Below are 12,536 nucleotides of genomic sequence, written 5' to 3'. Positions count from 1 at the left end.
ATCTCTTGGGTCTCTCTCGCTCAGTCGTCTTCGTTGTCGCCGAAGTCGGGGCGGACGTCGCGGGCGGCCATGATCTCGTCGTTGGAGGTGCCGGCGGCGACCATCGGCCACACCATGGCGTCCTGGTGGACGATGAAGTCGACGACGACCGGGCGGTCGTTGATCGAGTTCGCCTCCTCGATGACCTTGTCGAGGTCCGCCGGGTCCTCGCAGCGGATCGCGTGACAGCCCATGGCCTCCGACAGCTTGACGAAGTCGGGGACGCGGGTGCCGGCGCTCCGCTGCGTGGCCGGTCCCACGGCGGAGCCGCCGTTCAGATCGGTGGGGGCGTTGTTCGCCTCGACGGGGCCCGAGCCCAGCACGGTGTTGGAGTACCGCTGGTTGTAGAACAGGGTCTGCCACTGGCGGACCATCCCGAGAGCGCCGTTGTTGATGATGGCGACCTTGATCGGGATGTTGTTCAGGGCGCAGGTGGTGAGTTCCTGGTTGGTCATCTGGAAGCAGCCGTCGCCGTCGATCGCCCAGACGGCCCGGCCGGGCTGTCCGGCCTTGGCGCCCATGGCCGCCGGGACGGCGTAGCCCATGGTTCCGGCGCCGCCGGAGTTCAGCCAGGTGGCGGGCTTCTCGTACTGGATGAAGTGCGCGGCCCACATCTGGTGCTGGCCGACGCCCGCGGCGAAGATCGTGTCCTCGGGTGCCAGCTGTCCGATGCGCTCGATGACCTGCTGCGGGGAGAGCGAACCGTCCTCGGGCTGGTCGTAGCCCAGGGGGTAGGTGTCGCGCCAGCGGCTCAGGTCCTTCCACCAGGCCGCATACCTCGACCTGGCGGCCTCGCCCCAGTGCCCCTCGGCGTGCTCCTTCTGGACGGCCTGGACGAGGTCGGCGAGGACCTCGCGGGCGTCACCGACGATCGGCACGTCGGCGGCGCGGTTCTTGCCGATCTCGGCCGGGTCGATGTCGGCGTGGACGATCCTGGCGTACGGGGCGAAGCTGTCCAGCTTGCCGGTGACGCGGTCGTCGAAGCGGGCTCCGAGGGCGACGATCAGGTCGGCCTTCTGCAGCGCGGTGACGGCGGTGACCGAACCGTGCATGCCCGGCATTCCCACGTGCAGCGGGTGGCTGTCGGGGAATGCGCCGAGTCCCATCAGGGTGGTGGTGACGGGAGCACCGGTGAGTTCCGCGAGGACCTTCAGCTCGGCCGTGGCGCGGGCCTTGATGACACCGCCGCCGACGTAGAGGACCGGCCGCTTCGCGGAGGTGATCAGCTTGGCCGCCTCGCGGATCTGCTTGGCGTGCGGCTTGGTGACGGGCCGGTAGCCGGGCAGGTCCATGGTGGGCGGCCAGGAGAAGGTGGTGCGCGCCTGGAGGGCGTCCTTGGCGATGTCCACCAGCACCGGGCCGGGACGGCCGGTGGAGGCGATGTGGAAGGCCTGCGCGATCACCCGGGGGATGTCCTCGGCCTTGGTGACCAGGAAGTTATGCTTGGTGATCGGCATGGTGATGCCGACGATGTCCGCTTCCTGGAAGGCGTCCGTGCCGATCGCCTTGGAGGCGACCTGGCCGGTGATCGCGACCAGCGGCACGGAGTCCATGTGCGCGTCGGCGATCGGGGTGACCAGGTTGGTGGCGCCGGGGCCCGAGGTCGCCATGCAGACGCCCACCTTGCCGGTGGCCTGCGCGTACCCCGTGGCCGCGTGGCCGGCGCCCTGCTCGTGCCGGACCAGGACGTGACGCACCCGGGTGGAGTCCATCAGCGGGTCGTAGGCGGGAAGGATCGCACCGCCGGGGATGCCGAATACCGTGTCGGCGCCGACCTCCTCGAGAGAGCGAATGAGGGACTGCGCGCCCGTGACGCTCTCGGGGGCGGACTGCTGTCCTCCGGATCGGGGCCGCGGCTGCGGATGGGCCCCGGTGGCCTGCTCGGTCATCGGCTTCTCTTCTCGATGCTGAGGGTTCTTGCGAGATTTGTGCGGTGTGTGCGGGCGGTGCGGCAGGTGCTGGTGCAACAAAAAACCCCTCGTGCCAAAAGGCAATCGAGGGGAGCGCGCCGGGCGGGGGCGCCGAGCAGTCGATGCTCAGCGTCAGCCGACGCGCTTTCCAAGTACGAGAATTCGGGTGCGCATGGCATTGACCCTCCCCCCGGCGTGCACCGACTGTCAAGTGGGTGGGACAGGCGTCTCATCATGTGAGCGCAGAGCCGTGCCACCTCTGAGCATGGTGGCCACCCCCGACGTGTACCCGCCGGAGCCGCCGCCCGCGAACGCGGGTTCGGCCGGTCCGTACGGCATCGGGCAGCGGCCGGCGCCGAGCGCCCTGCGCAGCCGGTACTCGTCCAGGGGTCCGGAGAAGGCCATGCCCTGCCCGTGCGTGCACCCCATCGCGCGGAGGGCGACGACCTGCTCGGGCAGGTCCACCCCGTCGGCCACGGACTGCATCCCGAGGTCGCCGGCGATCCGCAGCAGTCCACTGGTGATCTTGTGCAGCCGAGCGGACTCGACCACGCCCTCGACCAGGCTGCGGTCGAGTTTGAGCACGTCGACGGGGAGCCGCCTGAGGGCGGTGATCGCCGCGTAGCCGTTGCCGAAGCCGTCCAGGGCGATGCGGACGCCGACGCGCCTGAGGGCGGCCAGGCGGCGCTCCAGCTCGTCCAGGCAGACCCGCGGGTCGGTTTCGGCCACCTCGACGACCAGCGAGCCGGAGGGCAGTCCGTGCCGGGTGAGCAGGGCCTCGATCGAGCTGAGCGGCAGCGAGCGGTCCAGCAGCCTGCGGGCACCGAGCCGGACGGCTACGGGCACCGACACCCCCGTCGCCTGCCGTTCGGCGGCCTGCTCGACCGCCTCCTCCAGCAGCCAGCGGTCCAGCTCGGCGGTCTTCTCACTGTCCTCGGCGACGCGCAGGAACTCCGCGGGGGTGAACAGCACACCCTGCGCGGAACGCCAGCGCGCCTGCGCGCAGACCGAGGTGATCCTGCCGTCCCCCAGGGACACCACCGGCTGGTGCAGCAGCGCGAACTCCCCGTCGTGCAGCGCGGCGCGCAGCCGGGTGGCCAGCTCCGCCCTGCGGACGACGTCCTGCTGCATCTGCGGCCGGTACAGCTCCACCCGACCCTTGCCGCCGGCCTTGGCCCGGTACATGGCGAGGTCCGCGTTGCGCAGCAGTTCACCCGCGCCGAGGGCCGGTTCGGCGAAGGCGACACCGATGGAGGCGTTGACCCGGACATCGTTGCCGTCGATGAGATAGGGCTGGGACAGGGTCACCCTGAGACGGTCGGCGAGCTCCAGGATGTGCCGCTCGCGGGCCTCCCGGTCACGGGCACCGTCGCCCACGATCAGGGCGGCGAACTCGTCGCCGCCCAGTCGGGAGGCGGTGTCGCCCTTGCGGACCGCGTCCCGGAGTCTGCGGGCGGCGTGGATGAGCAGCTCGTCCCCGGCCTGGTGGCCGATGGTGTCGTTGACCGCCTTGAAGCCGTCGAGGTCGATGAAGAGCACGGCCGTGCCCCTGAGGGCGGCGCCCCGGTCGGAGGCGCGGCGGCCGGACAGGGCCTGCTGGACGCGCCGGGTGAACAGGGCGCGGTTGGGCAGGTCGGTCAGCGGGTCGTGTTCGGCGTTGTGCTGGAGCTGTGCCTGCAGGCGCACTCTCTCGGTGACGTCCCGGCTGTTGAAGATGAGGCCGCCGTGGTGCCGCTTGACGGTCGACTCCACGTTCAGCCAGCCTCCCCCACCGCCGGAGCGGAAACGGCACTCGATGCGCGTGGTGGGTTCCTCGACGGGGCTGGCGGCGAGGAAACGGCGCACCTCGTGCACGACGCAGCCCAGGTCCTCCGGGTGGATGAGCTGGGCCAGTTCCGTACCCACCAGCTCCTCCGCGGGACGGCCGTACACCCCGGCGGCGGCCGGGGAGACGTAGCGGAGCATGCCGCTGGGCGCGGCGATCATGATGACGTCGCTGGAGCCCTGCACCAGGGAGCGGAAGTGGTTCTCCTTGTGCGCCAGTTCCTGGGTGAGGGTGATGTTGTCGAGCAGCATGATGCCCTGGCGCACGACGAGTGCGAGCACCACGGTGCCGCCGGTGAGCAGGACCACGCGGTCGACGCTGCGGCCGTTGAGGACGGTGTAGAGGATGCCCAGGGTGCACACCGCCGCGGCGAGGTACGGGGTGAGCGCGGCGAGGGAACCGGCGATGGGCCGGGAGACCGGATAACGGCCGCGCTCACCGCCGGGCCCGGGGAGGTGGTGGCCGGGTCCGCCGCGCTGTCCGGGCAGGTGCTCGCGCACCACGCGCGTGTGCCCCTCGTCCTCGGACCGGTCGCTCCTCGGTCCGGCCCAGGGGGCGTACGCCAGGAGCAGTGAGCCGGCGAACCAGCCCGCGTCGAGCAGCTGTCCCGAGCGGTAGGTGTCGTGCAGCAGCGGGGAGGTGAACACGGCGTCGCACATCACGGTGAGCGCGAGCGCGCCGATCGCGGTGTTGACCGCGGAGCGGTTCACCGCCGACCGCCGGAAGTGCAGGGCGAGCACCATGCTGACCAGCGCGATGTCGAGCAGCGGATAGGCCAGGGACAGCGCGGTGTGCGCCACGTCCTCACCGCCGGCCTGCGCGGCCTGGGCGAGCGCGAGGCTCCAGGCGAGGGTGAGCAGGGAGCCGCCGATCAGCCAGGCGTCCAGCCCCAGACAGACCCAGCCGGCCTTGGTCACGGGCCGTTTGGCGAGCACCAGCAGCCCGACGATGGCGGGGGGCGCGAAGCACAGGAAGAACAGGTCCGCATAGCTGGGGCTGGGCACGGACAGCCCGAGAACGACCTCGTACCACCCCCAGACCAGGTTGCCCAGGGACGCCATGGCGGAGGAGATGCCGAACAGCAGCCAGGCGGGCCGGAAGCTGATGCGGCGGCCGCGTGCGTAGAGGAAGCAGGACACGGCCGCCGCGGCCGCGGCGGCGCTCAGCCCGAAGTCACCCATGATCAGAGCGAATCGGTCCGATCCCCAACCGAGCGCGGCCCCGATGGCATAGGCCGCGCAGACGAAGGCCAAGGCGAGCTGCGGGACCAGACCGGCCCGACGGTCCACGGCCGTCGGGCCGGCCGGTGTCACTCCCGGGGCGGGCCGTGTCCGCACCGCCTCCTCGAGCGTGGGCGTGGAGGTCGGCGCGCTCACCGGTCCCTCCCGGCCCGCGCTGCCTCCACGTCCCTCGGGTACCGCGACACCCCTGCGCCCTCCGGGTTCCGGGGCACGGGGCGGGGCGGCCACTCACCGCGGTGCCCCTGGCTGCGCGCAGTCGTGCGCCAGGGTCGCCGACGGCGGCTCCGTCGCGTCGGATCGCTCGTCCATAGGCCGTGCATCGCCCGTCGCCCCCCTCACAGTCCGCAATGTCAATCCCCCGCGCCGATCGGTCAGCGGCGCAGCCCCTGTCGGGACGATACACCAGTCTCGTCACTCAGGGACATAGCTTCTCTACGCTCCGTAACGATCACTTGGCGCATGTGCACTCATCGCACCCGAACGATCGCGGACCGTACTCGAAGCGGACTAAGCGCTTGCCGCCCCCGTCACCAGGATCACGTTCCGGAGCTCCTCCTGGTTCAGGAAACGGTTCAACTGGTCCACCAGCAACCGCTCGGCACGCGGCCGGAAGGCGGAGGTGGGTCCGCCGGCGTGCGGGCTGATGAGGACGCCCGGCGCCCGCCACAGGGGATGTTCCGCGGGAAGGGGTTCGGGATCGGTGACGTCGAGGGCCGCGGTGATGCGGCCGCTCTCCACCTCGGTGAGCAGGGCCGAGGTGTCGACGACGGGCCCCCGCGCCATGTTCACGAGCAGGGCGCCGTCCTTCATCCGGGCCAGGAAGCCGGCGTCCACGAGATGCCGGGTGGACTCGGTCAGCGGGGTGGTGAGGACGACGACGTCCGCCTCCGGCAGCAGCGAGGGCAGTTCGGTGAACGGATGCACCGGGCCGCGCGCCGTGGTGCGAGCGGAGCGCGCGACGCGCGCCACCCGCGCGAGCTCGAACGGGGCGAGCCGGTCCTCGATCGCCGCGCCGATCGATCCGTACCCCACGATGAGCACGCTCCGGTCGGCGAGCGCGGGCCGGAACCCCCCGAGCCACTCCCCCTTGTCCTGCGCCCGCACGAAATCGGGCAGGCCGCGCAGCGAGGCCAGGATCAGGGCGAGCGTCAGCTCCGCCGTGCTCGCCTCGTGCACACCGCGCGCGTTGCACAGCCGCACACCGGGGCGCAGGTGCCGCAGACCCGGCTGCACGTGGTCGATGCCGGCGGACAGGGTCTGCACGACCCGGACGGAGCTCATCAGCGGCAGCGGACGCACCCCGATCTCGCTGGGCTTCATGTACGGCACGACGTAGAACACGCAGTCGGCCGGGTCGGCGGGGAAGTCCTCGGCGCCGTCCCAGAAGCGGTACGCGGGCCCCTCGGGAAGGCCCTCGATCTCGTCCGGCGGAAGGGGGAGCCATACGTCAGCAGTCATGGCCAGGAGGCTATGTCAGGGGCGTACGGCGGCAGAGGTTAGGTTGGTGGCCGGGAGAGGGAGGGTCACGACCAGGTGGAGCGCAGGACGATCGGCGCGACGGCGCTCGCGGTGGGGGCCGTCGGACTCGGATGCATGCCGATGAGCTGGGCCTACAGCACCTCGCGGCAGCGCGGCGAGGACTCGCTCAGGGCGGTGCACCGGGCACTCGACCTGGGCTCGACGCTGCTGGACACCGCCGACATGTACGGCCCGTTCACCAACGAGCTGTTGTTGGGACGGGTGTTGAAGGAGCGGCGCGCTGACGCCTTCGTGTCGACGAAGGTCGGTCTGCTGGTGGGCGATCAGCACATCGTGGCCAACGGCCGTCCCGGGTACGTGAGAAGAGCCTGTGACGCGTCCCTGCGGCGGCTCCAGACGGATGTCATCGATCTCTACCAGTTGCACCGCGCGGACCCGGAGGTGCCGGTCGAGGAGACCTGGGGCGCGATGGCCGAACTCGTCCAGGCCGGAAAGGTACGGGCGCTGGGGCTCTGCGCGGTCGGCGCGCGGTCGGCGCGGCGGCCGGGAGCGCGGCTGCACGACACGACGATCCGGCAGCTGGAGCGGGTGCAGCAAATCTTCCCGGTGAGCACGGTGCAGGCGGAACTGTCGGTGTGGTCGCCGGAGGCGGTGGAGGCGCTGCTGCCGTGGTGCGGGGCACGCGGCGTGGGTTTCCTGGCCGCGATGCCGCTCGGCAACGGCTTCCTGACCGGCACGCTGACACCGGGTGAGGGATTCGAGGCGGACGATCTGCGCGCCCGGCACCCGCGCTTCACGGCCGAGATGATGGCCGCGAACCAGCCGATCGTGGTCGGCCTGCGCCGTATCGCCCGCCGGCACGGCGAGGACGTCACTCCGGCGCAGGTGGCCCTGGCCTGGGTGTTGTCCCTGGGCGGGCAGGTGGTCCCGGTGCCGGGCGCCAAGCGGGAGCGGTGGGTCGCCGAGAACGCCGGGGCGGCGGAGCTGCGCCTGACGGAAACGGACCTGGCGGAGATCGCGGCGCTGCCCGCGGCGCAGGGGTCGTGGGATTGAGGCAGGACTGAGGCAGGACTGAGGCACGACTGAGGCACGACTGAGCCAGGGGCTGAGGCCGGGCCGCGCGGTGATCGACGATTCGGACTCGTGTGATCGGGAACCTGTGAGGCGCGAGCGGGGTATGACAGGGAGAACCTGCCGCGTCGAAGGGACAAGATCGTGCATCATCGATCCGTTACGGCCGTGCTGGCCGCCGCCGCGCTTCTGCTGACGGCCGGATGTTCCTCCGACGACGGAGGGGGGCCGGGTGGAGGCGACACCCCGTCGAGCCGTGCGACGGGGCGGTCCTCGCCCGCGGAGCGCGGCGCCGAGGAGACACCCCCGGCGAAGGGCTCGGTGAAGGTGCTCCGCACGGTCACCGAGGACCTGAACACCCCCTGGGGTCTCGCCCCCCTGGCCGACGGCGATCTGCTGGTGTCCTCCCGGGACGAGGCGACGATCACCCGGGTCGACACGAAGACGGGCGAGAAGTCCGGGCTGGGCGAGGTGCCGGGGGTGGCGCCGGGCGGCGAGGGCGGCCTGCTCGGCATCGCGCTCTCCCCGGAGTTCGCCTCGGACCACATGGTCTACGCCTACTTCACCTCGGCCTCGGACAACCGCATCGTCCGCATGATCTACGACGAGAAGAAGCCCGCGGGCGAGCAGTTGGGCGCACCCGACACCGTCTTCCGCGGCATCCCCAAGGGGGTGGTCCACAACGGCGGCCGGATCGCGTTCGGCCCGGACAAGATGCTGTACGTGGGCACGGGCGAGAGCGGGGACACCGGACTCTCCCAGGACAAGGAATCCCTGGGCGGCAAGATCCTTCGGCTGACCCCGGAGGGTGAGCCGGCACCGGGCAACCCGTTTCCCGACTCCCCGGTGTACTCGTACGGCCACCGCAATGTGCAGGGCCTGGCCTGGGACGGCAAACAGCGCCTGTTCGCCTCGGAGTTCGGCCAGAACACCTGGGACGAACTGAACGCGATCAAGCCCGGCGACAACTACGGCTGGCCCGAGGCCGAGGGCTCGTCCGACGACGGCGACTTCCACGATCCGGTGGACCAGTGGAGGACGGACGAGGCCTCCCCCAGCGGCATCGCGTACGCCGAGGGGTCGATCTGGATGGCGGGCCTGCGCGGCGAGCGCCTGTGGCGGATCCCGCTCGAGGGCACGGAAACCTCGGCGGACCCGCATGCCTTCCTCGAAGGCGAGTACGGCCGGCTGCGCACGGTGGCGTCGGCCGGTGGCGACAAGCTGTGGCTGGTCACCAGCAACACGGACGGCCGTCTCACCCCGAGGGAGGGCGACGACCGCATCCTGGAGGTGCGGGTGAGCTAGGGCCCCTCGTCCGGTTCCGGTTCGGGGTGGGTCGGTGACGGGCGTACGACGACCTTTCCGGACGCGAGGTCTATCGGGCCGCGTCCGGGGTCGGCGTCGCCGACGTCCTCCCGGGTCAGCTCCAGCCGCTTCTGCTCGTCGTGGGTGTGTTTGCGGCCGGGTGCGAACAGTTCCTCGAAGGCGTTGAACATCGCTCCCCCTTTCCGGGGCCGCGTGGGCGTGGCACCCATTATCCCGCGGCCTGCCGATTCCCGGCCTCGGCGGGGAAGAGACCCAGCCGATGGGCCAGTGCCGCCGCCTCGCCCCGGCCGGAGACGCCCAGCTTGGCGAGGATGTTGGACACATGGACGCTGGCCGTCTTCGGTGAGATGAACAGTTGCTCGGCGATGCGGCGGTTGGTGTGGCCGGCGGCCACCAGGCGCAGGACGTCGCGTTCCCGGCCGGTGAGGCCGAGGGCGTCGGCCGGATCCGTGGGCGCCGGGGCGGACTCCCGAGTGGCGGCGGCCGGCGCGAGGCGGGCGCGCCGGGCCAGCAGGGCGACCGACCGGGCCAGCGGGGCGGCTCCGAGGTGCTCGGCGACGGCTCCGGACAGCCGCAGCAGCTCCGTGGCGCGGGCGCGCTCGTCCTCGCCCGCGCCGGAGGCGAGCAGCGCCTCCGCGAGCCGGAAGCGGACCCGGGCGAGGTCGTAGGGCCGCTCCAGTGGTTCGAGCGCGGCGACGACGGAGGCCCACTCCCCCGGCGCCGACCGGCCCTCGGCGCGCAGCAGTTCGGCGCGCAGCCACACCTCGTACGCCTGCCACAGCGGTACGCCGGTCGCCAGGGTCTTGGCTGCCGCGCGGAGGCGTCCGAGGATCCGCGGGCGGTCCGGTTCGGTGGCCGGGTCGCCGTGGGCATCGGCCTCGGCGGTCGCGGCGGCGAGCAGCAGCGGCCAGCCGTAGCGCTGGGTGCCGGGTGGGAGACCGGCCTCGAAGTCGTCGAGAGCGGTGAGCAGTTCGGTCCGGGCGTCGGCGAGACGACCCTCGGCGGCGGCTGTCCCGACGGCGACCCAGGCCATCGGCAGGGAGTACTGCGGCATGGAGTCGTGGGTGCCGAAGGCGGCGCGGGCCGCGCCGAGATGACGGTGCGCGGTGGCCAGGTCGCCCCGGTCGAGGGCCAGATGGGCCAGCCGTACCCAGGCCCCGGCCCGCGGCTTGGCGCTCTGCTCCAGGTGCTGGGTGCCGGCTGCGGCCTCGGCCGCCTCGTCCCAGCGGCCGAGGGAGTGGAGGGACTCGGCGAGGTTGCCCCACACCCAGCCTTCCGCGTCCAGCAGCCCGAGCCTGCGGGTGACCCGCACGCCTTCGCGCAGGAGTCCGGCCGCTTCCTCCGAGCGGCCGATGCCTTCGAGGGCCGAGGGCAGGTTGATGTGGCTGCGGCCCACCACCGTGTCCACACCCAGTTCGGTCGCCCGCTCCTTGACCTCGTACATCTCCGCGAGGCCGGCGTCGATGGCGCCGGCGTCGACCATGAGGCCCCCCAGGGTGAGCCGGGCGTTGAGTTCGATGTCGTGGGCGCCGACCATGCGCGCGTACTCGACGGCCCGTTCGGCGGCCGCCATGGCGTCGGGGCCCGGTTCGTGCAACATGGACCAGCCGGCGGCGGAGGCGAGCACCTCGGCGTGCACCTCGGAGGGCGGCAGGCCGCGCACCAGGTCCTGGGCGAAGCCGAGTTCGGTCCAGCCGTCGCCCCGGGAGAGGGACGTGGTCAGCCGGGAGCGCTGCACCCAGAACCAGGCGGCGCGCAGCGGGTCCGGTTCCTCCTCGAGGACGCGCAGGGCCCGCTTGGTGATCTTCATGGCACGTTCGCGTTCCCCGCAGAGCCGTCCTGCGACGGCTGCCTCGGCCATCAGGTCGAGGTAACACAGGGGGGTGTTCTCGGGGTCGCTGCCGCTGGGGGTCCCCCCACGCCCTTCAGGCAGTGGGGGAGGGTGGATCGCGGCGTAGTCGGCGGGGCGCAGGGTGGCCCTCAGGTCGTCGGGGACGGCGTCCCAGAGTTCCATCGCCCTTTCCAGCAGGCCCAGTTGCTCGAAGTAGGCGTGACGTCGGCGGGCCTCGACGGAGGCGTCGAGGACGGCGGGCAGCGCTTTGGCCGCGTCGTGGGCGTGGTACCAGTAGCTGGCCAGGCGCGTCACCCGCTCGTCGGCGGGCACGGGCGTGGGGTCGGCCTCCAGGGCCTCGGCGTAGCGGCGGTTGAGGCGGGAGCGTTCGCCGGGCAGCAGGTCGTCGCTGACGGCCTCGCGGACCAGGGAGTGGCGGAAGCGGTAGCCGTCGCGGTCGGGCGCGGGCGTGAGGATGCCGGCGTTCACCGTCGAGCGCAGCGCGTCGAGGAGGTCGTCCTCGGCGAGCCGGGCGACGGCGGCCAGCAGCCGGTACTCGACGGTGGAGCCGCCCTCGGCGACGAACCGGACCACCTGCTGGGCGCTCTCCGGCAGGCGCTCGACCCTGACCAGGAGCAGATCGCGCAGGGAGTCGGTGAGACCGGTGCGGCAGCCCTCGCGTGAGGCGACGGCGAGTTCCTCGACGAAGAAGGCGTTGCCGTCGGAGCGTTCGAAGATCTCGTCGACGCGGTCCGGTTCGGGTTCCCGGGCGAGGATGCCGGCGATCTGACGGCCGACCTCCTCGCGGTTGAAACGGGGGAGTTCGATGCGGTGGACCGTGCGGAGCCGGTCGAGTTCGGCGAGGAGGGGGCGCAGCGGGTGGCGGCGGTGGATGTCGTCGGAGCGGTAGGTGGCGAGGACGACGAGACGGCCGGTGCGCAGGGTGCGGAAGAGGTAGGAGAGCAGATGCCGGGTGGAGGCGTCCGCCCAGTGCAGGTCCTCCAGGGCGAGGACGACGGGGTGCTCGGCGGCGACGCGCTCCAGCAGGCGGGCGGTGAGTTCGAAGAGGCGGGCCATGCCCTGTTCGTCGCGCCGGGCCTCGGGGGCGACGGTGCCGAGTTCGGGCAGCAGGCGAGCCAGTTCCTCTTCTTGTCCAGCGGCCGCGGCGGCGAGTTGGCCGGGCAGTTCGCGGCGCAGCCCGCGCAGGGCGGTGGAGAAGGGGGCGAAGGGCAGCCCGTCGGCGCCGATCTCGACGCAGCCGCCGAGCGCGACGACGGTGCCCCGGCGGCGGGCCTCGGCGGCGAACTCCTCGACGAGGCGGGTCTTCCCGACGCCGGCCTCTCCCCCGACGAGCAGCGCCTGCGGCTCGCCCGCGCCTTCGGTGGCGCGGGCGAGCGCGGTGTTCAACGCGTCGAGTTCACCGGCACGGCCGACGAACACGGGACTGACGGTCCTGGTCTCCACGGCTCCGAGCATCGCACGAGGGTCCGACATCGCGGCACCGGTTTTCACCGAGGGGAGCACCACCGGACGGCGCCCCGCGGCGCTCATACGGCTCGGGCGAACCGGTGCCGGCGTGGACCGCGGTTATGGCTCTCGGGCTCGGTCCCCCGCGCCGCGGCCCCGCGGCGGGCGGTGCGCGCGAGGCGGACGGCCTCGCGGGCCTGATGCTCCTGCTCGGCCTCGCGGATGAGCTCGGCGGAACGGTACTTGTGGATCTCGTACTCGTACATGGTGTGATCCCTCGGAGAGTGGGGGTCGGACATCGCTTTCCGCGATGCCTCCACCTTCGTCTCCCGGGCGGGCCTGCCACA

At 72.1% G+C, this 12,536-nt stretch carries 8 protein-coding genes; 2 read left to right on the top strand and 6 right to left on the bottom strand.

Annotated elements, in window-relative coordinates:
- Positions 1 to 20: 20 nt before the first annotated feature.
- The 3 genes from ACVW19_RS23925 to ACVW19_RS23915 all read right to left on the bottom strand — a co-directional run bounded on the left by ACVW19_RS23925 (position 21) and on the right by ACVW19_RS23915 (position 6,473).
- Positions 21 to 1,928: an acetolactate synthase large subunit gene (locus ACVW19_RS23925; RefSeq protein WP_457461618.1), complete on the bottom strand. Its 1,908-nt coding sequence runs from the start codon at positions 1,926 to 1,928 to the stop codon at positions 21 to 23.
- Positions 1,929 to 2,156: 228 nt separating this feature from the next.
- The gene (locus ACVW19_RS23920; protein ID WP_457461616.1) at positions 2,157 to 5,150 is read right to left on the bottom strand and encodes a putative bifunctional diguanylate cyclase/phosphodiesterase; all 2,994 of its coding nucleotides are present in this window, start codon (positions 5,148 to 5,150) and stop codon (positions 2,157 to 2,159) included.
- Between the two features lie 372 nt (positions 5,151 to 5,522).
- The gene (locus tag ACVW19_RS23915; RefSeq protein WP_457461614.1) at positions 5,523 to 6,473 is read right to left on the bottom strand and encodes a 2-hydroxyacid dehydrogenase; all 951 of its coding nucleotides are present in this window, start codon (positions 6,471 to 6,473) and stop codon (positions 5,523 to 5,525) included.
- 75 nt (positions 6,474 to 6,548) lie between these two features.
- Here ACVW19_RS23915 and ACVW19_RS23910 point away from each other — a divergent pair, with 75 nt between their 5' ends.
- Both ACVW19_RS23910 and ACVW19_RS23905 read left to right on the top strand, forming a co-directional pair.
- Positions 6,549 to 7,547, top strand: a complete 999-nt coding sequence (locus ACVW19_RS23910) for an aldo/keto reductase (protein WP_457461612.1) — start codon at positions 6,549 to 6,551, stop codon at positions 7,545 to 7,547.
- 162 nt (positions 7,548 to 7,709) lie between these two features.
- The gene (locus ACVW19_RS23905; RefSeq protein ID WP_457461610.1) at positions 7,710 to 8,870 is read left to right on the top strand and encodes a PQQ-dependent sugar dehydrogenase; all 1,161 of its coding nucleotides are present in this window, start codon (positions 7,710 to 7,712) and stop codon (positions 8,868 to 8,870) included.
- Here the strand turns inward: ACVW19_RS23905 and ACVW19_RS23900 are convergent.
- From ACVW19_RS23900 to ACVW19_RS23890, 3 genes are read right to left on the bottom strand one after another with little or no spacing between them, the layout of a single operon-like run.
- Complete coding sequence (locus ACVW19_RS23900; RefSeq protein ID WP_457461608.1) at positions 8,867 to 9,061, bottom strand: DUF6191 domain-containing protein; 195 nt, start codon at positions 9,059 to 9,061, stop codon at positions 8,867 to 8,869. The genes ACVW19_RS23905 and ACVW19_RS23900 overlap by 4 nt on opposite strands.
- 38 nt (positions 9,062 to 9,099) lie before the next feature.
- Positions 9,100 to 12,216, bottom strand: a complete 3,117-nt coding sequence (locus tag ACVW19_RS23895) for a helix-turn-helix transcriptional regulator (RefSeq protein ID WP_457461607.1) — start codon at positions 12,214 to 12,216, stop codon at positions 9,100 to 9,102.
- 53 nt (positions 12,217 to 12,269) lie between these two features.
- The gene (locus ACVW19_RS23890; protein WP_457461605.1) at positions 12,270 to 12,455 is read right to left on the bottom strand and encodes a hypothetical protein; all 186 of its coding nucleotides are present in this window, start codon (positions 12,453 to 12,455) and stop codon (positions 12,270 to 12,272) included.
- Positions 12,456 to 12,536: the final 81 nt, after the last annotated feature.

This window comes from Streptomyces sp. TE5632, assembly GCF_054061295.1.
Note: the sequence above shows the minus strand (reverse complement) of the source record. Positions and strands in the feature narration are given on the sequence as shown.